This is a genomic window from Mesorhizobium sp. RSR380A, assembly GCF_054719385.1.
The window spans coordinates 3,519,020-3,545,059 of the sequence record NZ_JBTTIB010000001.1 but is presented as its reverse complement, the minus strand read 5'-3'; the positions used below and the strand labels follow the sequence as shown (position 1 = coordinate 3,545,059).

Annotated in this window: 21 protein-coding genes and 2 pseudogenes; 5 read left to right on the top strand and 18 right to left on the bottom strand. The window is 62.5% G+C overall.

Translation table 11 applies throughout. From position 1 onward, the window contains the following. Positions 1–4 precede the first annotated feature (4 nt). Together dhaK and ACYG9Z_RS17155 are read left to right on the top strand one after the other, a co-directional pair. A complete protein-coding gene (gene dhaK, locus ACYG9Z_RS17160; RefSeq protein ID WP_023752389.1) occupies positions 5–991 on the top strand; it encodes a dihydroxyacetone kinase subunit DhaK in 987 nt (328 codons plus the stop codon). 448 nt (positions 992–1,439) lie between these two features. After that, entirely contained in the window at positions 1,440–2,465 is a 1,026-nt protein-coding gene (locus ACYG9Z_RS17155; protein WP_023752391.1) for a nucleotidyltransferase family protein, read from the top strand. 8 nt (positions 2,466–2,473) lie between these two features. Here the strand turns inward: ACYG9Z_RS17155 and ACYG9Z_RS17150 are convergent, their stop codons facing one another. From ACYG9Z_RS17150 to ACYG9Z_RS17130, 5 genes and pseudogenes are all read right to left on the bottom strand, one after another. Then, positions 2,474–3,469 (bottom strand): phosphoenolpyruvate carboxykinase (ATP), encoded by a 996-nt coding sequence (locus ACYG9Z_RS17150; protein ID WP_023752392.1) that lies wholly within the window; start codon positions 3,467–3,469, stop codon positions 2,474–2,476. Then, positions 3,466–3,900: a lasso peptide biosynthesis B2 protein gene (locus ACYG9Z_RS17145; RefSeq protein ID WP_023745211.1), complete on the bottom strand. Its 435-nt coding sequence runs from the start codon at positions 3,898–3,900 to the stop codon at positions 3,466–3,468. The genes ACYG9Z_RS17150 and ACYG9Z_RS17145 overlap by 4 nt, the downstream gene beginning before the upstream one ends. Further along, entirely contained in the window at positions 3,900–4,187 is a 288-nt protein-coding gene (locus ACYG9Z_RS17140) for a PqqD family protein (protein ID WP_023684213.1), read from the bottom strand. Before ACYG9Z_RS17140 ends, ACYG9Z_RS17145 begins: the two co-directional genes overlap by 1 nt. A 545-nt stretch (positions 4,188–4,732) precedes the next feature. Beyond that, entirely contained in the window at positions 4,733–5,038 is a 306-nt protein-coding gene (locus ACYG9Z_RS17135) for a DUF2259 domain-containing protein (protein ID WP_023752393.1), read from the bottom strand. Positions 5,039–5,276: 238 nt separating this feature from the next. Next, positions 5,277–5,561, bottom strand: a pseudogene (locus ACYG9Z_RS17130) (DUF2259 domain-containing protein); the annotation flags it as partial. A gap of 170 nt (positions 5,562–5,731) precedes the next feature. Here ACYG9Z_RS17130 and ACYG9Z_RS17125 point away from each other — a divergent pair. After that, positions 5,732–7,639 (top strand): propionyl-CoA synthetase, encoded by a 1,908-nt coding sequence (locus ACYG9Z_RS17125; protein WP_023752394.1) that lies wholly within the window; start codon positions 5,732–5,734, stop codon positions 7,637–7,639. Positions 7,640–7,710: 71 nt separating this feature from the next. Then, positions 7,711–8,412 (top strand): metallophosphoesterase family protein, encoded by a 702-nt coding sequence (locus ACYG9Z_RS17120; protein ID WP_245259932.1) that lies wholly within the window; start codon positions 7,711–7,713, stop codon positions 8,410–8,412. A gap of 89 nt (positions 8,413–8,501) precedes the next feature. On the opposite strand, the gene ACYG9Z_RS17115 is transcribed toward ACYG9Z_RS17120, so the two are convergent. From ACYG9Z_RS17115 to ACYG9Z_RS17090, 6 genes are all read right to left on the bottom strand, one after another. Then, on the bottom strand, positions 8,502–10,880 hold the full coding sequence (locus ACYG9Z_RS17115) for a polysaccharide biosynthesis tyrosine autokinase (protein WP_023742523.1): 2,379 nt from the start codon (positions 10,878–10,880) through the stop codon (positions 8,502–8,504). Positions 10,881–11,070: 190 nt separating this feature from the next. Next, on the bottom strand, positions 11,071–11,967 hold the full coding sequence (gene galU / locus ACYG9Z_RS17110; RefSeq protein ID WP_023668795.1) for a UTP--glucose-1-phosphate uridylyltransferase GalU: 897 nt from the start codon (positions 11,965–11,967) through the stop codon (positions 11,071–11,073). Positions 11,968–12,042: 75 nt separating this feature from the next. Further along, positions 12,043–12,993 carry a glycosyltransferase family 2 protein gene (locus ACYG9Z_RS17105; protein ID WP_023752395.1) on the bottom strand — a complete coding sequence of 317 codons (951 nt, stop codon included), beginning with the start codon at positions 12,991–12,993 and terminating at the stop codon, positions 12,043–12,045. Beyond that, complete coding sequence (locus ACYG9Z_RS17100; RefSeq protein WP_023684220.1) at positions 12,983–13,930, bottom strand: glycosyltransferase family 2 protein; 948 nt, start codon at positions 13,928–13,930, stop codon at positions 12,983–12,985. The genes ACYG9Z_RS17105 and ACYG9Z_RS17100 overlap by 11 nt, the downstream gene beginning before the upstream one ends. Beyond that, positions 13,927–14,922, bottom strand: a complete 996-nt coding sequence (locus ACYG9Z_RS17095) for a glycosyltransferase family 2 protein (protein WP_023684221.1) — start codon at positions 14,920–14,922, stop codon at positions 13,927–13,929. The genes ACYG9Z_RS17100 and ACYG9Z_RS17095 overlap by 4 nt, the downstream gene beginning before the upstream one ends. 44 nt (positions 14,923–14,966) lie before the next feature. Continuing rightward, positions 14,967–16,139, bottom strand: a complete 1,173-nt coding sequence (locus ACYG9Z_RS17090; protein WP_023684222.1) for a glycosyltransferase — start codon at positions 16,137–16,139, stop codon at positions 14,967–14,969. Between the two features lie 177 nt (positions 16,140–16,316). On the opposite strand from ACYG9Z_RS17090, the pseudogene ACYG9Z_RS17085 reads away from it, so the two are divergent. Beyond that, positions 16,317–17,483: pseudogene (locus tag ACYG9Z_RS17085) on the top strand (polysaccharide pyruvyl transferase family protein); the annotation flags it as partial. A gap of 225 nt (positions 17,484–17,708) precedes the next feature. Here ACYG9Z_RS17085 and ACYG9Z_RS17080 read toward each other — a convergent pair. The 7 genes from ACYG9Z_RS17080 to ACYG9Z_RS17050 all read right to left on the bottom strand — a co-directional run bounded on the left by ACYG9Z_RS17080 (position 17,709) and on the right by ACYG9Z_RS17050 (position 25,935). Continuing rightward, positions 17,709–19,172, bottom strand: a complete 1,464-nt coding sequence (locus ACYG9Z_RS17080; RefSeq protein ID WP_023684224.1) for a lipopolysaccharide biosynthesis protein — start codon at positions 19,170–19,172, stop codon at positions 17,709–17,711. After that, entirely contained in the window at positions 19,169–20,338 is a 1,170-nt protein-coding gene (locus ACYG9Z_RS17075; RefSeq protein ID WP_023684225.1) for a glycosyltransferase, read from the bottom strand. Before ACYG9Z_RS17075 ends, ACYG9Z_RS17080 begins: the two co-directional genes overlap by 4 nt. Positions 20,339–20,559: 221 nt before the next feature. Continuing rightward, the gene (locus ACYG9Z_RS17070; RefSeq protein WP_023752396.1) at positions 20,560–21,801 is read right to left on the bottom strand and encodes a glycosyltransferase; all 1,242 of its coding nucleotides are present in this window, start codon (positions 21,799–21,801) and stop codon (positions 20,560–20,562) included. Positions 21,802–22,020: 219 nt separating this feature from the next. Continuing rightward, on the bottom strand, positions 22,021–23,100 hold the full coding sequence (locus ACYG9Z_RS17065; RefSeq protein ID WP_023711257.1) for a glycosyltransferase: 1,080 nt from the start codon (positions 23,098–23,100) through the stop codon (positions 22,021–22,023). A 31-nt stretch (positions 23,101–23,131) separates the two neighbouring features. After that, on the bottom strand, positions 23,132–24,463 hold the full coding sequence (locus ACYG9Z_RS17060; protein WP_023702334.1) for a UDP-glucose dehydrogenase family protein: 1,332 nt from the start codon (positions 24,461–24,463) through the stop codon (positions 23,132–23,134). A gap of 55 nt (positions 24,464–24,518) precedes the next feature. Then, positions 24,519–25,418, bottom strand: a complete 900-nt coding sequence (gene exoK / locus ACYG9Z_RS17055; protein WP_023702335.1) for an endo-1,3-1,4-beta-glycanase ExoK — start codon at positions 25,416–25,418, stop codon at positions 24,519–24,521. A gap of 121 nt (positions 25,419–25,539) precedes the next feature. Further along, positions 25,540–25,935 carry a cytochrome P450 family protein gene (locus ACYG9Z_RS17050; protein WP_023752397.1) on the bottom strand — a complete coding sequence of 132 codons (396 nt, stop codon included), beginning with the start codon at positions 25,933–25,935 and terminating at the stop codon, positions 25,540–25,542. Between the last annotated feature and the right edge of the window lie 105 nt (positions 25,936–26,040).

The following is a 26,040-nucleotide window of genomic DNA, read 5'->3' as shown; positions in this document are numbered from 1 at the left end:
ACACATGAAGAAGTTTATGAATTCCGTCGACACGGTGCTGACCGAAAGCCTCAACGGCTTCGTTGCAGTTCATGCCGACATCCTGGTGCTGGGCGAGGAGCACAAATTCATTCGCCGCAAGGTGATGAAGCCGGGGAAGGTGGCGCTGATCTCGGGCGGCGGTTCCGGCCACGAGCCGTTGCATGCCGGCTTTGTCGGTCACGGCATGCTGGACGCCGCCTGCCCCGGCCAGGTCTTCACCTCGCCAACGCCGGACCAGATACTGGCGGCGGCCGCCGCCGTCGATACCGGCGCCGGCTGCCTGTTCATCGTCAAGAACTATGAAGGCGACGTGATGAATTTCGACATGGCCGGCGAAATGGCCGACGGCGTCCTGCAGGTGGTGATCAATGATGACGTCGCCGTCGAGAATTCGTCCTTTACGACCGGCCGGCGCGGCGTCGCCGGCACGCTGGTGGTGGAGAAGATCGTCGGCGCCGCCGCCGAGCAAGGCATGGCGCTGGCGGATCTCAAGGCGCTCGGCGGTCGCATCAACAGCGCGACGCGTTCGATGGGCGTGGCGCTGACCAGTTGCACGGTGCCGGCGGCCGGCAGGCCGACCTTCGAGATTGGCGATGGCGAGATGGAATTCGGCGTCGGCATTCATGGCGAGCCCGGCCGGCGTCGCGACACGTTGAAAAGCGCCGATGCGATCGCCGAAGAGATTTGCGCCGCGATCCTGGGCGATCTCGGCGACAGGGCGAAAGGCCCGGCACTGTTGTTCATCAACGGCTTTGGCGGCACGCCGCTGATGGAGCTCTATCTGATGTACAACAGCGCCCGAAACATCTTCGAAAAACAGGGCGTGACGGTGACCCGCTCGCTGGTCGGGTCCTACGTGACATCGCTCGACATGGCCGGCTGCTCGATCACGCTGACCATGCTGGATGACGAGGCAACGTCAATGTGGGACGCGCCGGTGCACACAGCCGCGCTGCGCTGGGGACTGTAACGGAGGGGCCTTGCCCATATCCCGAACAGGCGGCTTATGAACTTGCCTTAGCCTGCGGGACCGGACGGACCGTTACCCGCAGTCACGCCGACAGATTGCCCGCCTGCAGCGCGGCTTGCCTTGCGGCCGACCGCTCCGGCTTCATCCAAACCGAAGCCGTAGAAGTCTTATCGCGGTATCGGCAGCGACGGCCCGGCCACCACGCTGGACAACTTTCCTGCCTTGCGCAGCACGGGCGCTTCATAGTTTTTCTTGGCCATTCCAAACACCCTTTTCAGTCAAGTGCAAAAGAATGGACCGAAACCGTGGAAAGTCAATTCATGAGCTGGTTCTGCCACCACACGCTGGCTTCATGCATGCTTTTCTGCAACATACGCTCCTCTGAGTTGGTTGTTTGACGCAATTCCGGACGGGAATTGCTGATGTGGGCGAACGCAATCCGGGTTTGATGCTGCCATCTCTTGCGCCTGCCGATGAAAAACTGCTGCTGACCTTCGCCGACCCGGAGGCGACGGTTGCCATTGGCCGTGACGTTGCTGCCGAAAGCTTGCTGGCACTGCTCGCCAATGCCGAGTTCCACGGCGTGCTGCCGATCATGCTGCGCAAGCTCAGCGAGATCGGCGACGCCCAACTGCCTGCGGACGCAGCCTTGCGGCAAAAGCTGTCGGAACTGCGTGATCGCTCGACGCTGGCGACCGGCCAATCGATGCTGCTGCAATATCATGGCGACCGCATCATGAAGGCATTGGCGGCGAAAAATGTTCCGGCCCGCATCGTCAAGGGTCCGGTCTTCGCACGCAAACTTTACCGCCACGCCGCTGACCGGCCGTTCACCGACATCGACATTCTGGTCGAGCCGGCCAGCATCATTGAAGCCAACACGGTGATTGCCGGATGCGGCTTCGAGCTCTGGAGCGGCGAGGCGCAGTCGCAGGATCTGCAGGAGTTCAAGTGGCTGGAGAAGGAGAATACCAGCCTGCTGATCGAACTGCACGGCAACCTGGTGCATGATTCCGGCATGCGGCGGCGGCTGTCGCTGGGCTTTCGCGAATTGCAGATCATCGACGGCAGCGAGGCCGACACGCCGGCCGCGCTGCTGACCATCGCCATTGTCCATGCCGCGGGCGGGCACAAGTTCCACCGGCTGCAGCTTTGCGTCGATGTGCTGCAGGGGGTGCGCGCGCTGCGGTCGCCCGCGGATGAGGAGCGGCTGTTCGAGGCGGCGCGCATGAGCGGCATCGAGCTTGAGCTGGCGACGGTTCTCAATGTGACGGGGCGGCTGTTTGATGCACCGCGCGCGATCGAACTGGCCGACCGCATCAAGCCCGACCTCTCGATATTTTTGGCCAAATGGCTGATCACCGGCGATACGCTGCTCGGCGTCAATTCCAGGGACAAGATGCATTCGCGCCTGCGCCGCGACGCCTTCCGCTGGATCCAGCGCCTCGCCAGGCCAAAGCCGCATTCTGCCTGAAGTGTGCTTTAGTCCCGCGCCGCCAGCGCCGAGCGGATCAGCGGGGCCGCCTCGGCCGGGTTCGCGCCGACTTCCAGGGTAAATGTCGGGACGGCTTTGACCAGCGTTGCGATGGTTGCCATGCGGCGCCTCTGCGCCGGCAAAAGGCCGGTCATGCCGGTCCTAACATTGTCGGTGGCAAGCGCCACCATGGCGTCTGTCCTGGTCATGGGCACGAGCCGGGTTTGCGCGTCCGCCGAGCGGGCGAGATGAAACAGTGCCGCAACCGGTCTGCCGACAGTTTCCTCGATGCGGATGATCTCGGCGAGACGTTCCAGCGAGACGGCCTGCTCGCCATTGGCGTCCCATTTGTCGCCAAGGCAAGGGGCCACGAAGGGCAGCATTGCCGCGGTGTGGCGGTGGACCTTCACCTTGCGCGGCAAGCCCCAGGCCGTGATGCCGCCACCGGCCAAAACCTTGAGGATCATGGCGTCATCCGAGCACAGGCCGAAACCTTGCGACGCCAGCGCCAGCGACGTCGTCGACTTGCCGGTGCCGCTCGGCGCATAGATCAGCACGAGCGCCTCGCGGCCGGGCAATGTCAGGCCGGCGGTGTGCAGCATGTGCTGGTCGCCGGCATCAAGTGCTGCATCCAGCACCATCATCAGCACCGTCCATTTGACCTTGGCATCGGGATGAACTCGTATCTCGGCCCAGCCTCCATCGGCATTGATCGAGACGGTCTGCAGGCCGGGAAAGACCAGATGAACGGTGCCGCCACCGTCGATCAGCCGGCAATGGCCGTCCTCCGGCACCTCGCCGTCGAAAGCGAGTTTTCCGGCAGGCGATTCCGGTAACTCCCGCGTCTCGACGATGTCGACGCGGAAATCGGGCTCGACCGGCCCGCTCACGCGCAACGTGCCGAGCAAGAGGTCGAAGCTCGGCCAGAGATCGGCCCGCGAGGCCGATATGCTGATGACCTGGCCCTGGAGATCATAGCAGAAGGTGGTCGCCGGACCGGTCAAGCAGCGTGCGCCTTTCCGGCATCGGCGTGATGGCGATAGATCTGCACCATGCCGGGGAGGCTGTCCGAGACCACCGGGCGGCCATCGAGACAGACCCAGCAATGGGCAGACATACGCGGCGCCTGCATCGACTTCGGATCGACGCCGAAGCGCAGATCCGGATCGAAGCCGGCAAAGCGCAGGAAGCGGTGGGCGAGCAGGCCCTCGCGCAGGCATCTGCGGTCGCGCATCAGCCAGGGGTGCCGAACGGTCCGGTTGACGGCAGCGACAATGTAGGCTGACGACAGGCCGCGATAAGGGGTGGGTGCGCTGAGCGGCGCCCATTTCAGCACCGATTCGAAGCTGCGGCGGCCGACCAGGATCGGCATCAGCCGCGCGCTTGCCCATAAATGGACACGAAACAAAGCGCGCAGGAGAACGCCGTCCACCATCAGGGAGCCGGGTCGGCGAGAATGCCTTCGCTCACCAGTTCGGCGGCCAGCGCCGCCATGTCCTGGTCGAGCGTGCCCTTGTCGACCTCGAACTCGTCAGACAACAGGACGACGATCTGGTCAAGGCTGCGGGCGCCGTCCACCTTGTCGAGAAAGGCTTCGGTGGTGCCGTTGCAGGTGTAAAGCTGGCCGCTGCGCGCCAAGAGCACGACGGCGCCATCGCCGACATGCTGGACCGAGGCGTCGTCCGCCAGCCGCAGAACCATTTCAGAACCGATTTGGGCCATGGAGCCCCTCCACCATTTTCCTGGAGAGCAGATAGCGCGGCGATGCGGGTCTGTCCATTGCGTGGACGAGAGGGAGAACAGGCCGGCCTGACCGTTCTGTGGCAATCCGGCAACGCCACCATCCTCACGACACAGGCAACCGAAGCCTAATGGAGACATCCAATTTCAGATTGTGGTAACTTCCACATCATTCAGAGCCTGAGAACAGGGAAGCACCCCAGAAATAGTCGGTGATTGCAGCTGGTAATCACCGCCGCAAGCCGTCAAGCCGGCTATCTCGCAGGGTCAAGGTCTTGCTTTTCTTACCTAAAGTAGGCTATGGAGTCGCGGGGTTTTGGGAGAGCATTGGGTATGCGTTACAATTGGGAGCGGGCGCCGACCGCGTTCGAACGTCATCGAAAAGCGTTGGCAGCCGCCATATTGATTGCGGGTGGCGTCGGGCTGATGCTGGCGGCCTTGCCGCTTTAAGACTGATATCCGACACGAACGCCCTGCTTTCTCCGGGCGCATGAGCTTTTTCTGCCTGCCACAAGAGGGGCCGCGGCTTAGCGTGCCTGGCCGGTTACGGCGATGAAGCGGCGGTCGCGTCCTTCGAAGCGCTGGCTGAAGCGCTGCACCAGCACGGCCAGTACCGCCGGCCTGCCGGGCGGGGCGTATTCGTAGGATTCCGACAGGCTGTAGGAGGTCGGGCAGTTGCGCGAGCCCGGCACAGCCTTGTCCTCGTGCAATACCTTGAACGGCTTGCCGTCCTGCCCCTGCAGCGACAGGCGGAAGCCGCGCGCCTTGCCCGTCTTGTCCCCCTTGAAGTGTCTTGTCGCCCGGAAGAACCTGGTCGCTTGGCTTGGCGTCATCAAAGCTTGCCGAGCAATCCTCCTTGCTGTCGGCAAGGATCTCATCGAGCTGGATGGTCGAAATCGGTGTTTCGCCATAGAACGGCGACAGCCATTTCTGCGCGGCCTGCTCGAGGCGGGGGATGTCGTTGTACTCGACCGTGTCGTCCGGGAAGGTGAACCTGTCGGAGGCCGTGCGCGTGCCGCGCTCGGCGATGCCGTATTTGGCCAGGATTGGCGCGGCCTGCTTTGCGGCCTGCGCCCGTGCCTGCTCCACCGTCGTGGTCGCCTCTTCCGATTCGTCGAGGACAAGGATCGGCTTGCCGCCGACGAACTCGTCTGTGCTTGTGTCGATGATGTCGATCTGCGACCAGCCGGAAACGGCAGCGTCGAGCTCGCCATATTGCTCGAAGGCGAAATATTTGCCGTCGGGGGAAAAGCCGATGATGCGCCGCGCGGCGGCATCGCCGGCCTGGGCGGCGGAAACGATCGTCAACAGCAGCGCTGCTCCAACGGCAGATCCAACCCCGTATCGTACCGTCATTGCGCGCCCTGCCCCGATTTCAAACCCGGCCATGGTGCCTGCAATTTATGGCCAAGGCGAGATCGGCCAAGCCCCAAATTTCGGGAAAGACATGGCATTTGGGGAAAGACGTGGCCGGGAAAACCCGCATAGGCTATTGCAAGATAGAGAGTTTTCCCGAGGAGGGATGAATGGCGTCACGCTACCACGAGGTCTATGACGGCTGGAAACGCGACCCGGAACAATTCTGGGCCGATGCGGCCGAGGCGATCGACTGGTATTCGCCGTGGACCAGCGTCTTCGATGCCAAGGCCGGCGTTTACGGGCGCTGGTTCAACGGCGCCACCTGCAACACCTGCTTCAACGCTCTCGATCGCCATGTCGCAGGCGGCCGCGCCGACCAGATCGCACTTATCTACGACAGCGCGATCACCGGCACGGTCAAGAAATTCACCTATGCCGAATTGAAGCGCGAAGTGGTAGCGCTGACTTCGGTGCTCAAGAACCGCGGCATTCGCAAAGGCGACCGCGTCATCATCTACATGCCGATGGTGGCCGAAGCGGCGGTCGCGATGCTTGCCTGTGCCCGCATCGGCGCGGTGCATTCGGTGGTGTTCGGCGGCTTTGCCTCGCACGAGCTCGCCACCCGCATCGACGACGCCAAGCCGAAGCTGGTCATCTCCGCGTCCTGCGGCCTGGAGCCTGGACGTGTCGTGGCCTACAAGCCGCTGCTCGACAAGGCGATCGAAATGTCCCGCCACAAGCCGGACGCCTGCCTGATCCTGCAGCGCGACCAGCTGCGCTGCGATCTGAGGGAGCATTACGATATCGATTTTGCCGACGCCGTTGCCCGCGAGCGCGCCGCGGGCGCCAACGTCGATTGCGTTCCGGTGCTCGCCACCGACCCGCTCTACATCATCTACACCTCCGGCACGACCGGCCAGCCTAAGGGCATCGTGCGCGACAATGGCGGCCACATGGTCGCGCTCAAATGGACGATGGAAAACGAGTTCGGCGTCAGACCGGGCGAAGTATTCTGGGCGGCCTCCGATGTCGGCTGGGTGGTCGGCCATTCCTACATCGTTTACGGACCGCTGCTGCATGGTGCGACAAGCGTGCTGTTCGAGGGCAAGCCGATCGGCACACCCGACGCCGGCACCTATTGGCGGGTGATCGCAGAACACGGCGTGGTCGCGCTGTTCACCGCGCCGACGGCCTTCCGCGCCATCAAGGGGCAGGACCCCAAGGGCGAATTCGTGCCGAAATACGATCTGTCGAAATTCCGCACTCTGTTCCTGGCCGGCGAACGCGCAGACCCGGAAACCATCAAATGGGCGGAGCAGAAACTCAACGTGCCGGTGGTCGATCATTGGTGGCAGACCGAGACCGGCTCGCCGATGACCATCAACCCGGCGGGCCTCGGCCTGCTGCCGGTGAAATACGGCTCGCCCGGCGTGCCGATGCCGGGCTACGACATTCGCGTGCTCGACGATGCCGGCCATGAAGTGCCGCGCGGCACGCTTGGCAATGTGGTGGTGAAACTGCCGCTGCCGGCCGGCTGCCTGCCGACGCTGTGGAATGCCGACGAGCGTTTCCGGCAAGCCTATCTCGAGGAATTTCCCGGCTTCTACAAGACGGCCGATGCCGGCATGATCGACGAGGACGGCTACCTCTATGTCATGGCGCGCACAGACGACATTATCAATGTCGCCGGACACCGGCTGTCGACCGGGGCCATGGAGGAGGTGCTTTCAGCGCACCCCGATGTTGCCGAATGCGCCGTCATCGGCGTCGCCGATGTGATGAAGGGCCAAGTTCCGCTCGGCTTCGTCGTGCTCAATGCCGGTGTGTCGCGCGATACCGCTGCCATCGAAGGCGAAGTGGTGGGGCTGGTGCGCGAACGGATCGGCCCGGTCGCCGCCTTCAAGATGGTGGTGACGATCAAGCGCCTGCCCAAGACGCGCTCCGGCAAGATCCTGCGCGGCACCATGCAGAAGATCGCCGACAAGGAAGAATGGACGATGCCGGCGACCATCGACGATCCCGCCATTCTTGACGAGATCACCGCGGCGCTCAAAGCCCGCGGCATCGGGGTCTGACGGTCCCAGTGGCGTTGTTTCAGCGGTCCAGACCTCCCCGGCCGGCGCCGCGCGAGCGCCTGGAGATGGATATGGAGGACGCAATCGTCTACGCGGTCGGCGACGTGCATGGCTGCTACAAGGAATTGCTGTCGCTTGAGCAGAATGTTCAGCGCGACGCGCAGCAGTTCAGCGGCCGCAAGATCATCGTGATGCTTGGCGACTATATCGACCGCGGGCCGCAATCGGCGCGCGTGCTCGACCATCTGTTGGCGGCGCCGCCACAAGGCTTCCTGCGCGTCTGCCTGGCGGGAAACCACGAAGTGGCAATGCTGAACTATCTCGACGGATATCTGTCGCGGGACCGCTGGCTGGCGGTCGGCGGCCTCGAGACGCTGTTTTCCTATGGGGTCGATCCGGCGCGGCTTGCCAGCCTCTATGCCTCGAGCGACGAGGTCGACCGGCGCGTGAAGGAAGTCATTCCGGCCAGCCATATCGACTTTCTGCGCAGCCTGCCGGTGCTGCTCTGTTCGGATAAATTCGTTTTCGTCCATGCCGGTATCAGGCCGGGTATCGACCTGGTCGCACAGGATGAGCAGGATCTGCTCAACATCCGCGACGAGTTCTTCAACGCCGCCCATCTGCTCGACCGCTTTGTGGTGCATGGGCACACGCCGGTCGATATCCCCAGGCTTGACGGGCGAAGGCTCGGCATCGACACCGGCGCCTTTCAAAGCGGCCGGCTGACAGCGCTCAGGATCGTGGGTAAATTCGGCAAGCTGATCTTTTCCTGACATGCCGTGCTTCTTCGTTTGAGCGTGATCCTTTCCGAAAACCGGATCCGCTTTTCCGGATCACGCTCCTTTTCAGGATCGCGCTCCGTTCAGGCGGCGGTCTTCGCCCGCACGTCCGATTTCTCCAGATAGTAGGTCGAATAGCGGTCGAAGAACTTTTCCGAGCCGCCGAGCGAGCCGTATTTCGGCAGCTTCTTCAGATCGACCTTGTTGAGCACGGCGCCGACGACCTTGCTTGCGACGTAGGGTTCCTGCTCCAGCAGCGAGCGCACCATGGCGCGCGGCGTGCGGCCCCATTCGGCAACCAGCACGAAGCCGTCGACCAGCGGCGCAAACGCCTTGGCGTCGACCACGGGGCCGAGCGGCGGCAGGTCGACGATGATGTACTCGAACGTCTCCTTGGCGTTGTCGATGAAGCGCCGCATGCCGGCCGACGACAGCAGCTCGCTGGTATGCGAGAACTGGCCACGCAGCACGGCCGGGATGATCGCCAGCTTGGTCTGGCGGTCGACCTTGCCGACCGACTGCCAGGTCTGGCCGTTGACCACGGCTTCCATCAATCCCTGCTCGGCCTCCATGCCGAGGTTGCGGCTGAGGCCAGGATTGCGCAGATCTGCATCGATCAAAAGCGTCTTCGAGCCGTTGGCGGCCAGCAATCCGGCGAGATTGGCGGCGACCGTCGATTTGCCTTCGCCTGGCAGGATCGAGACCACGCCTATGACCCGGCTGCCCTGCCCTTCCATGACAACGTCGAAGGCGATCTTGGCGTTGCGCAGCGTTTCGGAGAACATCGATGCCGGCGCATCGACGCTGACCCGCAAGCGCGCCCGTTTCTCGGCCGCCGACAATGTGTTGGCGCCTTTGGCATCCGCCGCACCGTCGTCGGCGTCCTTGCCGAGCCTGCCGCCGATCATCGGCAAATAGCCGAGGAATTTGAGGCCGACGCGATCGCGAATGTCCTCGCCGGTCCTGAAGAAGCGCTCGTTGAACTCATTCAGGCCCCCAAAGCCGGCGCCAAGCAGCACGCCAAGCACCAGCGACAGCGCCAGCACCCTGGAGGTGCGCGGGCTTGAGGCGGAAAGCGGCGTTGAGGCATCCGAGATGATGCGGACCTTGCCGACCGGGAAGGATTGCTGCTGCGAGGCCTCCTCGTAGCGGCTAAGGAAGGTCTGGTAGAGCGTAGTGAGCGCCTGCGCCTGCTGGTCGAGCTCGCGCAGTTTGACCTGGCTCTGGTTGTCGATGGAGCTCTTGCCGGCCGCGTCGGCGATCTTCTGCCTCAGTGAGGTCTCGCGTGAAAGCGCGACTTCATATTCATTGCGATAGCTTTCGGTCAGTTGCTTCAACTCGCCGAAAATCTGGGTCGACAGATCGGCCTTTTCCTTGGCCAGCGCCACCGCCTGCGGATGGTCGGCGCCGAAATTGGCCGTCACGTCCTGCAGCCGCTTGGCGACTGTGAGATAGCGAGTCTTGAGCGTTGCAATGACCGAGCTTGCCGGCTGATCGCTTGAGATGGCGGAATCGTTGAAGGCATTGTCCGAGCCGCTTTCGACGATGGTCTTGTATTGCTGATAGCGGGCGCTGGCGCGCGCCGTATCGGCCTGCGCGACGATCAGTTGCGCGGTGAGATCGGCAATCTGCTTGTCGCTGATCAGCTGGCCGTCGCTGTTGGCGGCCAGACCATGCTCGGCCCTGAATTTCTCGACCGCCATAGCGGCCGCCTGTGAGTTCTGACGAAGCTCGGTCAGCCGGCCCTGCAGCCAGACCGCAGCGCGTTCGGTGGCGTCGAAACTGGCGTTGAGCTGGTCGGCGAGATAGGCGTCGGCATAGGCCTTGGTGATGGCGGTGGCGAGCGCCGGATTGGTCGACTGGTAACCGATGGCGAGCACATAGGAGCGGCCGTTGCGCTGCGCCAGCACCTCGCTCTGCAGCTTCAGCACGGCATAGTCGTGGCGCGCCGTCTGCATCATGGCCTGGCGTGTCGCCTCATCGACGTTTTCCATGCCGGGAATCTGCTCGGCGGAACTTGAGCGGAAATAGCCGATCACGCCGCGCACGAAGCCGATGCCCTTGACCAGCGCCGATTGCGGCGGGTTCATGAACTCTGCGTTCTGGTCGAGTTTCAGCTTGTCGACCACCACCGAGGCCAGCCGCGCCGAGGTGATGATTTCGATCTGGCTGAGCAGGGCGGCGTCGGTCTGCATGGTGACGGATGCAGCCGAGATGTCGTCGATGACCTTGTTCAGGCCTTCGTCGATCAGCACGCTGGCGACCGACATGTATTGCTTGGGCGTGGTCTGCAGATAGAGCAACCCCAGGAACAGGCCGATGATGGCGCAGACCGCCACCACCTTGACCTGACGCGCCGCCATGCCAAGCAGGCGCTCGACGTCGATGAAGTCTTCACCCTTTTCCTGATCGGGGTTGGGCAATGGCATCCTCTTGTCGAGAGGAAAGCTGGCATAATTCATCTTCGATCCAATTCTAGGTTACAGGCGCCGGAGCGAGACGGGTCAGGTCCCACCTCGTCCGAAGCTGCGGAGATCGGGGGCAAGATATGCAACGCAAGCTTCATGCCATCCGGCGCCGGGCCTGAGCGGCCAGGCGTGCAGGCATGAGCCGCGCCATCGTCCAAACGCATATGCCCTCGAAAGATGGGCATTATGCGGCCACTTCCTGACGCTCATGCGACCGCACGAACGCCTGCAGCATTTCCAGCACAGGTCCCTTCATGTCGTCGCGCGCCAGCGCGAAGGCGATGGTCGCCTCTATGAAGCCTTCCTTGGAGCCGCAGTCGAACATGCGGCCATTGAAAGGCTGGGCAAAGAAAGACTGGCTTTTCGCCAGCCGCACCATGGCATCGGTAAGCTGGATTTCGTTGCCGGCGCCGCGCTGCTGGTTGCCCAGCAGCGAGAAGATCTCGGGCTGCAGGATGTAGCGGCCGTTGATGTAATAGTTCGACGGCGCATTGGCCGGCGCCGGCTTTTCGACCATGGCCGTCACCTCGAAGCCGCTGCCTGTCTCGGCGCCGCGCCCGACGATGCCGTATTTGCTGGTCTCGCTGGGATCGCAGCGCTCGACGGCGATCACATTGCCGCCGGTCTGCTGATAGAGATCGACTGTTTCAGCCAGGCAACCTCGGCGACCGAACGACACCATATCGGGGAGCAGCAGGGCGAAGGGCTCGTCGCCGATGACTTCGCGTGCGCACCACACCGCATGGCCGAGACCATGTGGCGACTGCTGGCGGATGAAGCTGGTGGCGCCGGCCACGGGCAGCATGCTTTCGAGCGCCTCCAGCTGGGTCTTCTTGCCGGTTTGTTCGAGCGTTCCAATCAGTTCGGGGTGCAGGTCGAAGTAGTCCTCGATGACAGCCTTGTTGCGGCCGGTGACGAACACGATGTGCTCGATGCCGGCTTCGAAGGCCTCGTCCACCGCATATTGGACGACCGGCCGGTCGACCACGGGCAGCATCTCCTTCGGAATCGACTTGGTTGCCGGCAGGAACCGTGTTCCAAGCCCCGCCACAGGGATGACTGCCTTCCTGATTTTCTTCATCGCAAATTCCTTCTGAGCAGATCGATTTCAGCCTGTTGCAGGCCACGAACAAACGTCTTCATGTACTCGCCCTCCTTACCTCTCCGCGCCGACGGCAAACTGCGCCGCCACCCTTTTGAGGCGGACGGCGATCGGCATCGACATGTGCCTGACAGCCGCCGGATCACTTAGCGCGGTGCGTATCGCTTTCAACGGCGAACGCGCCTTGATGTGCTGGACCAGCGACAGGAACGATGCCGCCTTGCGCAGGCTGCGGGCGCGTTTGGCGAAGGCGGCCGCAGCAGCAGCGTCCATGGAATTGGTCTCGGCGAAGACCGCGTCGGCCTTGCGCATCGCCTCGATATGGTGAAGCTCGAGCACGCGCGAGATCGAGCCCGTGCGGATGTGGTAGATATAGCCGGTCGTCGGCTCGACGACGCATTTTCCGCTCTTGGCCAGCGCGTTGGCGAGCAGGATGTAATCCTCGCCTATGCTCAGACTTTCATCATAGCGAAGCCCGTTTTCGATCAGGAAACGGCGCTGGAAGATCGGCTTGAGATAGCCAAGGTTGAACGTGGATTCGAAAACGATGTTGCCAGCGATGTAGTCGGCGAGCGTGATTTCACGCAGGCCCTCCAGATATTCGGCGGGAAACATCGTCGCTTCGGCAATGCCGTCCTCGCGCACCACCTGGAGGTTGTCGACGGCGATCACAGCGCCCGCGCTTTCGGCCCGCGCGATCATGGCAGAAAGCCGCCCGGGCAGGACGGCATCGTCGGAATCGAGCACCGCGACCCAGCGGCCGGAAGCCAGTTCGAGCCCGGCATTCCTGGCGCCGCCAGGGCCACGATTTGCCGGCAGCGCAACCACTTTGACGACATCTTTTGGATAGGCTCTTGCGACGTCGAGCGTGTTGTCGCGCGACTGGTCATCGGCGACGATGATTTCGACGCTGACATCGCGCTGGGCCATGGCGCTTGCGATCGCCCGGTCGAGCGTGGCCGCGGCATTGTAGGCTGCGATGACAAAGGAGACGTCAGGCTGCACGCTTGCCTCCTTGCTGCGGGGAAGACAGTCCGTATTGGCGAATTTCGCTGATACCGACCAGGCCGCTGACGACGCCGACATGCATGATGCCGCGCAGCACGCTGCGGTTGCGGCGGACCGGGCTAATCGCGGTCAACGCCGCCATGCCGAAGCAATAGACGGCCTTGGCCGAGGCAAGGCCGACAGCCTTCGCACGCTCTATCACGCCTGCGTCATGGCCGATGAGGTGGCCGTGCGTCTGGCCGAAGCGGAAGCGGCGGCGGCGCAGCCAGTCGAAAGCGGCTCGCGAACGCGGCACGACTTCCTCGACCCACGCCTCCGGCGCAAAGGCGATGCGACCGCCTGCCTTGACCATGCGGTTGAAGAATTCGGTGTCCTCGCCGCCGCTCTGGCCGCGCGCCAGGCTGAAACGACGGTCGCGCAAGCTGTCGGCGCTCATCCTCAAAAGGACGTTGCAGGTGTAGCCGGTGCGGATTTCGCCCTGCACCCAGACCGGCAAGGTCGAATGGAAATCGCCCTTGCGCATCCAGTCCGGCGCATCCGGGCGGTAGAGCGCCCGCACCGGACCGAGCACGGCCTCGGCGCCGCTTGTCTCCGCGATAGCAATCAGTTCGGCCAGCCATTGCCGGGAAGCGGTTTCATCGTCGTCGATGAAGGCGACAAAATCGGCCGTGCTGGCATCAAGACAGGCGTTGCGGGCAACCGAGATGTTGCGCGCCGGAGCGTGCCGGTAGCGGGCCACGAGCTTCAATTCGCTCGCCAGCGCGGTCACCAGCGGCTCGGCGGTCGGCTCGTCGTCATTGTCGGCGACGATGACGCCGATGCCGAAACCGGCAGGCATATCCATGGCAGCGAGCGACCGCAGCGTGTCGGCCAGTTCCGGCCGCCGGAACGTGCAGACGCAGATGTCGATTCGGCGGCTGTCGGCGACCATCATGCCACCCCGCGCTGCGATCGCGAGCCGAGCAGTTGCAGCCAAAACCCGAGCGACCAGCCGAAATGCATGACCATCGCCGAAATGCCCGCCAGCACATTGTTGGGATTGCGCTGGCTGATGGCGGTCACAGCGCCGTAGCCCAGACAGACCGAAGTCCAGACCAGCAGCGGCACCGCCGCCAGCCAGTGGATAAAGGAAAATACCGCGAGAAGGACGACCGGCGCCACCAGCAGCGGGATCATCTGCCGAACTTTCGGGATCATACGGTGCTTGAGCACATTCTTGGCGCGGCCGCGGCCATAGCCGAGATATTGGAAATACAGGCCCTTCAGCGACGAACGCGGATAGTAGACCATCTGCGTCTTGCCGCTCATCCAGATGCGGTAGCCAGCCTGGCGCAGCCGGTAGTCGAGTTCGGCATCCTCATTGTGGCTGAAGCTCTCGTCATAGCCGCCGACCGCGGTGAAGGCCGAAATCCGGATCAGCGCGTGATGGCCGTGGTCGACCCATTCGCCGGCCGAGAGGTGCCGGTGCTTGGAGCCGCCGGTGCCGAGCTTGGAATTCTGCGCCGCCGCGACCGCTTTCTGCACCGCGCCGCTGCCGCTGGTCAGCATCGAGACGACGACCGAATCGGCTGAAGTGGCGAGCGCCTCCTCGACCAGCCGGTCGCAATAATCGGCGGGATAGCCGCCATGGGCATCAATGCGGATCAGGTATTCGGCGCCGTCACCGAGGCTGGCGACGGCGAGATTGATCGCCGCGCTCTGGATACGTTTTGGGTTGTGCAGGAGGACGACCTGAGGGTCCTTGGCCGCAACCGCTTCGACAATGGCCAAAGTACCATCGGTGCTGCCGCCATCGGCAACGACGATGCGGGCGCCGAGCCTTAGCGCTGCCGGCCTGAGCTGCTCGAGCAACGCGCCGATATGGGCTGCCTCATTCAGGCACGGAATGACGATCAGGCTTGGCGGCAGCGCTTCGGTTTGCGTCATCGGCGCCTTCCCATGCTCTGTATTTTTCCCATCATCAGCCATCGCTAAGCCAGCGCTTCGGTGACGAAGGGACCGGGGACCGCCGCCAGACCGCGCAGCCTGTCGACAAAGGCGCGGCAGTCGCTGCGGTCGTAGCTCCAGGTTCGTGGGTTGCGGGCCAGCACACGCGCCTTGGCCTTGCCGAAGTGCTCCTGGTCCATGCGGCCGAGCGCGGTTTCCAGGATTTCGGGCGTGGCATCGGAAAGCAGGACGCCAATGTCCTGCTGGTCGAGAAAGCGCCCGGTCTCGGTATTGCCCATCGAGATCGGCACGGCGCCGAAGCGGCAGCCCTCATAGAGGCGGTTGGGCAGCAGCCATTCCGAATTCTGCCCTTCCTCGAAGAAATCGATCGCCCAGGAAAAATGCACTTCGCCGTAGATCGCGGCCATGTCTTCCGGGTTGCGGTAGGGGCCACGAAAGGAGAGATAGGGTTCGGCCTCGACAAAAGCGTGGAAATCCGGGAATTCCGAGAGTGCCGGACGGCCCCGGAGGACGACCTCGAAGCGCCCGCCCTGACGGCGCGTGAAGTCGGCCAGCAGCTCCAGCGAGCGGCGGCAGCGCAGCGCGCCGAACCAGCCGATGCGCCACGGGGGTGCTGCAGGGTTTTCGGCCTTTGACCTGTCATCCAAGGCGATCGGCGCGGTTTCGAAGTATTTGTTTTCGACCAGTTCCACCGGTGCGGCGACCTGCCCGAACGGCTTGAAATAATTGGCGATGAAGGCCGGTGAGCTCGTCACCAGAAGCTTCACGTCGCGGGCGAGATAACGCTCCGCTGTGCGCAGTGCTTTGCCCAGCATGTCATTGCGCAGCACCAGGCGATGGATGTCGAGGCATTCGTAGACGATCGGCACGCCGCCGCGAAAGGCGGCCTTGGCGCGCCTGGCCAGCGCCAGCATTTCCAGATTGCGCGCGATGATGAGGTCGGGCTTCGGCATCGCCGCAAGCTTCGAGCCTATCGACAGCGCCGCCTTGGCGACCGCCGCCAGACGCTGGCCGAATCGGCCGTCACGCGTCGCGCCGAGGTCGACCGGCTGCAGCCCCTCGACGTCGGGAACAGCATTTGTGGTCCGACGGAAGCCGGCCAACGTGACCCGCGCGCCGCCTGCCTTGAGCATTATGATCCGCCGGCGCACCGCCGGGTCGGAAACATCGTGCACAAGGTACAAGACATGCAGCATGAAAACTCGACCGCTGTTGGCCCACCCAGGGGAATGCTAACCCAGCTTTTGCTGCATCGCAACATTTTTGGTGCGCCGTAGCATAAGTGCACGTTTTTTGTTGCACTGCAAAATTGATGCGTTACCCTCCGTCGGGCTTGAGCGCCGCTCTGGCTGGTCACCCAGCCCGATGCAGCGATGGATTGTGACGCGAGCCGCATCGGGATCGTCCTGGCGTGGGTATTTTCGGTCACCATGCCCGTCCTAGGCACCGCAGGCCACGCCGCGGAATCTGCTGACGAAATGAGGTATCCCATGAAGATCGTCGTTGAAAACACAGTCTGCCTGAATACCGGGGATGCGGCGATTCTGCTGGCGATCCGCCACATTCTCAAGACGATCGTGCAAGGCGACGTGCGGTTTGCCGTCTTCGACAGCCAGCCCGAGGTTGCGGAACGACTCTATCCGAAGACGGATTATCCCGACCTCGAATTTCATAAGCTGCTGTCGGAATCCCTGTTCCGATACAAGAATGGCAGCGGGCTGAGGGACCGGTTCAAGCCGATCTACAATCGGCTCGTTCTCCAGGCCCTGCGCTGGTTTGGCAGCAGCGCGCTAGGCAATTTTTTCAGCCATCGCGACCGGCGCGGTCTCGATATCTACGCCGACGCGGACATGGTGGTCACCACAGGGGGAACCTATCTCGTCGAGAACTACAATCTCGAACGACGCCTCAATCAGTTCAGGCTCGATGCCGTATTTGGCAAAGATCCGGTCTTCTTCACGCAATCCCTCGGTCCGTTCGACAAAAGTTACAACCGCCAGGAGCTCGGCCCGATCTTTGACCGCAGTCCGCTCATCCTGTTGCGCGACGAACGGTCGCGGACCCATATCCGGGACTTGGTGAAGGATCTCGGCAAGTGCCACGTGGTGGCCGATGCCGTATTCGCCTTGGCCGATACCGACAGGATCGGCAAGCGTCTCGCTTCCAGCCAGCCGCCGGCGTCGACGGGCCGCGTCGCTATTTCGGTCCGCCACTGGAACTACGTCAGCGACGGTGAGGGCGGCATGCGCCGCTATCTGGATTCGGTCCGCGAGATCGCCACAATTCTTGTCAGGGACCTTGGCAAGGAGGTGACCTTCGTCTCCACGTGTCAGGGTGTGCCGGAATATGCCCATGACGATTCCAAGACCGCGCAGGCCATCGTTGCCGAGCTCGATCCTGAGATCGCCAGCCACGTGACGGTGGACGCTTCGTTCCACACGCCGGACCAGTTGATGGCGCTGGTGAAGGGCTTCGACTTCGTCGTCGCGACGCGCATGCATATGATGATCATGTCGCTTTGCGTCGGCACGCCGGTGCTGCCGATCGCCTACGAGTTCAAAACCAAGGAAGTGGCCAAGCGAATCGGTGTCGACGATGTGCTGCTCGACATCGACACCGTGACGCCCGAAGAGGCGCGCGAAAAGCTCGGCCGGTTTGCGGGAAATCTCGACCGCTATCGCAAGACAAGCCTTCAGGCCGTGCTCGAAGAACATGCTTCGGCAATGTCGGCCACAAACCTGCTGGCGCCGCTGATCGCCGGCCGCTCAGCGGATATTGCGCGCGGCGTTGGACAGGGTGGTGAACAAGGCGCGTCGCGACTGCGGGACGGCAAGCATGAAAACGAGACCGATGCCGTAGTTGAGGGCAAGCGCCAAAAAGACCGCGAGCAGGTCTGACTGGCCCGTTAGAGACGCCGGCAACCACAGGTACAGGAACCAGGCAAGCAGGGACGAGGCGATGAAAAGCCCCTGCATGAGCAGGAAGTCGGCGGCGGTCACCGGACCGACGCGATGGACCAGTAGCGCCAGCACGGGAACGCGCAGCACGTAACCGCTGATGGCATAGGCCGCGGCAACGCCGACGGCGCCCCAGTGCAGGCCGACGACGAAGGCAGCGACGGTCGTCAGCGACGAATAGATGCCCCAATGGAACATGGTCTTCGTCTTGCCCTGACAGATGAATATCCATCCCGTCGTGCTTGAAACGGACTGGACCAGGCTGGCGATGCCCAGCCAGGCAAAGATCGGTGCGACCGGTGCCCAGCCCGCGCCGAAGAGAAGTCCGACGATCTGATTAGAGGTCAGCGTCAGCGCCGCGATGCCCGGCATGGTAACGGCCGCCAGCATCCAGTTGGTGCGCACATAGATATCGCGAAAGCGGGCCTTGTCATCGTGAATGCGGCTGAGCAGCGGCACCATGACCCGTGTCAGCGGCTGGTTGATGTTCTGCAGCGGGAACAACAGGAGCTTGTAGGCGCGGTCGTAATAGCCGAGTTCGATCGCACCGGAATATTTTCCGATGAGAATGTTGTCGAGATTGCGCGAGAAGAAGTTGGCGAGGTTGAAGCCGGTCAGGTTGGCGCCGAACGACAATATATCGGCATCGACCTTCAGGTCCGGCCGCAAAGGCGTCCAACGCGCCACCAGCCAGGCGGCAGCCAGGGCGATAGCTGCCGAAACCGCCGGGCCGATGACCAGCGACCAGTAGCCCAACCCCGCATAGGCCGCGATTGCGGCGGCCAGAAGTCCGGCGGCGGCGCTTATCACGTCGTTCAGTGCGAGCTGGCCGAACTGCAGGTGCCGGTTCATCAACGCCAGCGGCACTGCGGCGAGACTGCCGAGAAGCAGCGGCAGGGCGGAGCCAAGGGTGATGCCGGACATACGTTGATCGCCATAGAACGCGGCGATGGCAGGCGCCAGGCCGGCCACTACCACGGCACTACCCAGCCCGACGAGCGCGCTGATCCAGAACACCTGGTTGAGCTGCTGGTTGCTGATGTCCTTGCGCTGAACCACAGCCTGCTGCAGGCCCAGATTCTGAAGCAGCCCGACGAAGGCCACGATCGGCCCGACGGAAGCCACCAGACCGAAATCCTCGGGGACGAGCAGACGGGCCAGCACGATGACGGAGAGAAACTGGATCGCCATCTTGAAGCCCTGGGCGCCGATGGTTACCAGCCCGCCGCGCAGGGCGACACGACCGAACTGGGGGGGCGGATTGGCGTTCATGCAAGCGACCTCGTTTCGCCAAGCCGCATGGCGATTTCCACGAAATGTTGGTTCAGCAGATCGGAGTTGAACTCGGCCTCGATCTTCTTGCGCGCCGCGAGAGCGATCTCTTCACACGGCTTCGGATTCTCGGCGATCCAGGCAAGCTTTCCGGTCAGCGCCGCAACGTCCCGCTCAGCCACGAGAAAACCCGTCTTGTGATCGTCGATCAGTTCAGGGATCCCGGAATGATATGTGCTGACCACCGTCAGGCCGGCGGCCATCGCTTCCATCAGCGAAACCGGAATGCCTTCCAGATCGCCATCGCGGGCGCCGACGCTGGGCAGCAGGAACACATGCGCATCGCGCAGACGCTGTTTGACTTCGCTGTGCGGCCGGGGCCCAAGAAAATTCACCCTGTCGGCAATGCCGAGCTCTGCGGCGATCCCCTTCAGCTCCTCGAGAAGTTCTCCGCCGCCGATCACCGAGTAGATCCAGTCTCGCCGCGGCAGGCCAGCAAGCGCGCGAAGCGCATATTCGATGCCCTTCTTTTCAGTCAGGCGGCAGACCGAGATGAAAGAGAGCGTAGCCTGCTCCCATGAACGCCACCGATAGTCGATGTCACTCGGCCGCACCCCCATATGGTGAACCACAACCTGCTCCGGCGATGCACCGACCTCAATCAAGGCATCGCGGAAAAACGCATTCACCGGCAGTTGAAGAACGCCCTTTTCGAACACAATCTTGTAGCGCGCGAGCGTATTGTCATGCAGCGGTTCGCCGACATCACGGCCGTGAAATATCGTCACCAGGGGAGCGGAAATCCTCCCGCGCTTGATGGCGCGGGCCACGCGCATGCCGTTGTTGCCGAAATGGGCAACGATGACGTCGGCGCCCTGCAGTTTTCGCGCATGAGCAATGTCGATGGCGGTCGAGAGCTTGTCCCAGAACCTGCCGGACCATTTCCTGAGCAGCGGGCGATAGCGACCCAGGCCACCCCACCAGCATACGACCTTTCCTGGCAGCGCCTGCCAGCGCGGATCATCGATGTTGCTGTCCCTGCCGAAGGACGTCTCGTTGCAGACGACGCCGACTTCCATGCCGCGCTCAAGGCATCCGGCTATCTGGTCGAGAACAAAGGTTTCGGACAATGAAGGGAACTTGTCGACTACGAAGCAAATCTTCATCGGCAGGATGCGCTCGTGCGGAGAGCCGGTGTGCCCTTGACAAAAGCCGGGCCGAAAACAGGGTGCCGGAGGCACAAGACATGCAGCATGGAACTCTACCGCTGTTGGCCCACCCGCAGGGACGTTAGTACAGGTCTTGCTGCACTGCAACATTTTTGGTGCAGTGTAGCAAGATTTCCCTCGGCTTGGCGTGTCTGCCGATCAAACGCAGAGGAGCGGTGTCAGCCGGCAGATGAAGGATCCGCCAAGCCCTCGGAAACGCCGACATGACCGGCAGGTTCATGCGCAGGGCTCGATGTGGCCAGTTGGGTAACGATCTGCGCAAAACGTTCATTCAGAACATCTGCGTTGAAGTCGTCCTCGACTTTGCGGCGTGCGGCAAGCGCGATACGCTCGCATTCGGTCGGGTGCTCCCCGGCCCAGGCAAGCTTGCCGGCAAGCGCTGAAATATCTCGCTCGGGCGCAAGCAACCCCGTCTCCCCATCCTTGATGAGCTCCGGGATTCCCGAATGATACGTGCTGACCGCAATCAATCCGGCGGCCATGGCCTCCATGAGCGCGACCGGAATGCCTTCCATATCCCCGTCGCTGGCAGTGATACTTGGCAGCAAAAAGAGATGCGCCATGCGAAGCCGTCTTTTCACCTCTGCGTGAGGGAGGCTGCCGAGGAATGTTACGCGACCAGCCAAGCCCAGCTCTACGGCCAGCTTCTCCAGATTCATCCGCAGAGGACCGTCGCCAACAATGTCGTAACGCCAGTCTAGCTGCGGCTGGGAGGCCTTGAGGGAGGCCAGGGCTCGCAAGGCGAACTCGACGCCTTTCTTTTCGACCAGGCGGCAAACCGTCGTCACGACCAGTTGGGTGCCTTCCCACGATTCCCAGCGATAGCCGATTTCGCGGGTGTCAATTCCCATATGGTGGACCGTCGTGCTCGCCTGGGACAGGCCGGCTTCCAGCAGCATCGTGCGGAAGTAATCGTTGACGGGCAGGTTCAGGGTCCCATGCTTGGTCAGCCCGGCATATTGTGTCGCGAGCACTGCCTGCCGCGCCGGGATCGCCACGTCCGCGCCGTGAAAGATGGTTATGATCGGTGGTTTGAGCACCTTCCATTTCTTCAGTGCGGCTGCTCTCTCGCCGTTCTGTCCGAAGTGGGCGACAATCACGTCGCAGCGGTTCAGGCGGCGTGCAAAGGCGATGTCGAGAACGGTCGAGGCCTTGTATCGCAGACGCGGCGGCAGACGTTGTACAAATTTGCTGATTCCAGCGGCCCATCGCCACCAATGTCGGGTTCTGGCGAGCAGCGTCGCCGTCGGCTCGCTTTGCCGGTCAATTCGGTGGTCACCTTGCATCTTTTCGCAGACGACTTCGACCTGAAAGCCCCGCGCCAGCAGCCCAGCCATCTGGTCCACGACGAAGGTTTCCGAAAGCAGAGGGAATTCGCCGACGACAAAGCCCACGCGCATGACCCGCCCATAAGGTTGGGGCTTGCTCGAACCAAGCGGTCCATATCGCACAAGCCCTAATGTAGACAGGCAGAATACACGTTGATTGCTGCAGTGCCACAAAATATTGCACTGCAGCAATTAAAAGTGATCCGGAGGGATAGGCGCACGACCTGGCTAACGGGAACTTTGCGCGACCACGGTCGTGCAGCGTCTCAGCTGAACTGCAACACGACGCGTTTAGGCTGCGCGCTCCAAACCGACACGTCTTGCGCGGTCGAGAACGCCCATGAACGTTGCGAACTGGCTGTCGGGGTTCATTTGCCGCCGCTCCGAAAACTGACGTGCTGTCGCTGACAGCCGCTTGTACTCGGCCTCGTCGCTCCACAGCCGCCTGACCGTTGCGACCCAGTCGGCGAGCGGGGCGTCGTAGTCCAATACCACGCCGCCGGCGCCGATCGCTTCCGGCAGACCGCCGCGCCGCGAGCCGACTACGGGAATGCCACTACAATGCGCTTCCGAGGCCACCCGGCCCCAGGCTTCTTCCCATTTGCTGGGCGCAAGCAGGATTTTCGTGCGGCCGTAGACCGTCTTCATGTCGCTGGTGCGGCTTTCCAGCTTGACGTTCTGGAGGGGAGAGATTGTTGCTTCGATCCGGGCTCGATGATCGTCGTCGAGCTTCCAGCTTTCGACGAACAGGAACGGGATCTCGGGACAGGCGGCGGCAATGCGCACCGCAAGATCGAAGCCTTTTTCCTCATATGGATTGATGAGCGTGACAAATTCACCGGTCGTCGGTGTGCTGTAGAACGCAGGATTGATGGTCGGCGGAATAACCGTCGAATCGATATCGAATTTTGCCTTATAGGCGCGCGCGGTGAACTCGGAGTTGGCGATATAGACCGCCGAATGGAGCTCACGCAGATCGCCGGCCAATTCGTCGAATTCGACATTCCTCAGATAGACAGTCAGCGGCACGCCAAGCCTCTGCAACTCTCTGCCGATCGGCACCGAATTGTGGCACTGCACGACCGCGACATCCGGCCTCAACTTTTTGACGGCGAAGTCGGCCGCTTCCCAGGGGAACCACGCCCGTACAACCGGATAGCCCGGGAAATTGTCGATGACCGCGCGCTGACGAAGCAGCTTCATCTTGGCGCGCGCCCTGAAGCCGAACATGCCGTCGCCGAACAGGGCTGCCAGAACGGATGCCTCGTGACCGTTCTCGCGCAATTGCTCGACCAGGTGGTGGGTGCTCGACTGGACGCCCCCGCTGAATTGCGGCGTGTAGCCGGTGCCGCCTGCAAACAGAACTTTCATGAACCTGGCTCCGCGTTGTGCCGCCCTGCCTTCACGCCGCCATCCTGCCGATCGAGAAATACTCGATGCCGTGACGGGCGATGACCTTGGGATCATAGAGGTTGCGGCCATCGAAGATGACCGGCGTGGTCAGGGCATCCTTCACCGCGTCGAAGGACGGGGCGCGGAAACTCTTCCACTCGGTGGCGATCAGCAACGCGTCGGCGCCGCGCAACGCCGCCTCCTTGGTGCCGCACAACAAAAGGTCGTCGCGCAGGCCGTAGATGGCCTGGCATTCCTGCATCGCCTCGGGGTCGTAGGCCTGCACATTGGCGCCGGCCTGCCAAAGCGCCTCCATCAGGACGCGCGCCGGCGCCTCGCGCATGTCGTCGGTGTTGGGCTTGAAGGCGAGGCCCCAGAGCGCGAAGGTCTTGCCCTTGAGACTGCCCTTGAAATAACGGTGCACCTTGTCGAACAGCACCGACTTCTGGGCATTGTTGCGCTCCTCCACGGCGCGCAGCAGCTTGGCGTCGAACTTGACGCCTTCGGCGGTCTTGATCAGCGCGCGGACATCCTTGGGAAAGCACGAACCGCCATAGCCGAGGCCGGGATAGATGAAGTGATAGCCGATGCGCGGATCCGAGCCGATGCCCTTGCGCACCTCCTCGATGTCGGCGCCGAGTTGCTCGGCCAGATTGGCCATCTCGTTCATGAAGGAGATCTTGGTCGCCAGCATGCAGTTGGCGGCGTATTTCGTGAATTCAGCGCTGCGCACGTCCATCACGATCATCTTCTCGTGGTTGCGGTTGAACGGCGCGTAGAGCTCGCGCATCACCGCCTCGGTGTCCTCGCTGTTGGTGCCGACGATGATGCGGTCGGGCTTCATGCAGTCGGCGACGGCGGAACCCTCCTTGAGGAACTCAGGATTGGAAGCGACGTCGAAAGCCAGGTCCTGGCGCCCGCGCGCCTTCAGCGTCGCGGCGATTTTGGCCTTCACCTTTTCGCAGGTGCCGACCGGCACGGTCGACTTGCCGACGACGATCTTGGGACTGTCCATCTCGCGGCCGATGGTCTCGGCCACCGCCAGCACATATTTGAGGTCGGCCGAACCATCCTCGCCGGGTGGCGTGCCGACCGCAATCATCTGGATCTCGCCATGCTTGACGCCGGCGGCGGCATCGGTGGTGAACTTGATCCGGCCGGCGGCGTGGTTCTCCTTGACCAGGGCCTCCAGTCCCGGTTCGAAAATCGGCACCAGGCCCTGGTTGAGCCGCTCGACCTTCTTTTCATCGACATCGACGCACACCACCTGGTGCCCGACCTCAGCCAGCACCGCGGCCTGCACGAGACCGACATAGCCAATTCCAAAGACCGTCAAATTCATTCGGGTTAATTCCTGTTCACGCCCTTTGGCCTTATACGGCCGGGCCGGTTCAGATCTACTTTATGCTGCTTACACTGCATGCCAGCGATTCCGGAAACTGGCACGGCTGGCCGAGCGCGGTGAAGGCGACGCGCTGCACCTGCATCGTCACCTGGCGGCCGGGGTCCGAAAAGGCGCCCATCCAGTTTTTCAGCGTGTCGCTGCCCCAGAGGCTGAAGAATATCTTCTGCGAGTGGGTCGGCAATTGCTCGGGATTGGTCACTTCCTGGACCAGCTTGCCGTTGACGTACCAGCGCAGCCGGTCCTTTTCCCAGATGAAGGCATAGTCGTTGAAGCCCTTGTCGGCGCCGCCTTCGACCTCGGCCAGCTTCTCGTTTTTGGGTTTGCCGGCGATGTAGCTGTTGACCTGCACCTTGGATGTATCCTTGGTCAGCACCTCGAAGTCGATCTCATACCAGGGCTGTTTGTCGGCAGGGCCGATATAGGTGAAGAAAGCGGCGTTGAGACCGGATCCGGTGTCGGTCTTCATCCGTGCTTCATAGGTCCCATAGCCGAAGCGCTGCTTGGTCTGGATCTCGGCGCAGGCGAACTCGCGGTCCTTCAGTTTCCGCTTTTCGAAGCCGAGCGTCAGCATGTTGTCGGAAAGTTTTACCAGGCTTTTCGACCAGGTGCAGTTCTGGTGATTGCCGTTCGACCAGCCGTCGGAGACATACCAGCGCGAACGATCGAAACTCTTGAAATCGTCGACGAAGGACGGTGCGCTTTGCATCTCCAGGGAGGTGTCCTGGGCGCGGGAGGGATGCGCGGCGCCGAGCAGAGCTGCGGCTGCCGACAACAGAAGCGCACCAACGGATAGAAGACGCGTTGGGTTTACAAGACGCATTGGCCGATTTGGCCGCGCGGAAATCATGGCATCGATTGCCGCCATGGGCGTCGTCTTCGGATCTGCGTTCATATCAATTCACCTTTGTGCTGTTCCGCCCCAACCCAAAGTCACCGATTGGCCCACATTGCTAACGGGCCGATCCCGATCCTCCGTCCCCGAACTTTCTCTTCTGTGTCTCGTGTGACCGTGTTCAGCCGAAGCGACCTGCGGGTTTGACATATTCCCCGTGCGAATCAGAACCCTGGCCATCCTCGCCGACGATCGCGTCGAGTGAATGACGCAGTTCCTTCATCCGGCTCGTCTGGCGCACCAGCTCGGCGATGCGCTTTTCGCAGTTCAGGATGGACTTCGTCAGCTCGCCGACTTCCGACAGCTTGCTTGCCGACGCCGAGCCGTTCTCCATCGACTCGACCAGGAAGGCCGCGTTGGTGGACTTCGACCGGTAGCGGGCCTCCAACCCGGTCTTCTCGGCCGCAATCTCGGCCGTGATCTGATCCAACAGCTTTGCCAGACGGTCGAAACGCGCCAGATCGGTCTGCTTGTCGCGCGCTGGGTCCCTGGACCTGAAGCCGAAAATTGAAGCCATCCGGTTGGCCTTCCAAAATTGCTGCACCGCAACATACAGTGCCATCGTCGGGGCGTGTAGGCAACCTCCGAGTTTCAGAAAGGCAATTTTTTCAGCCTTGCGGCC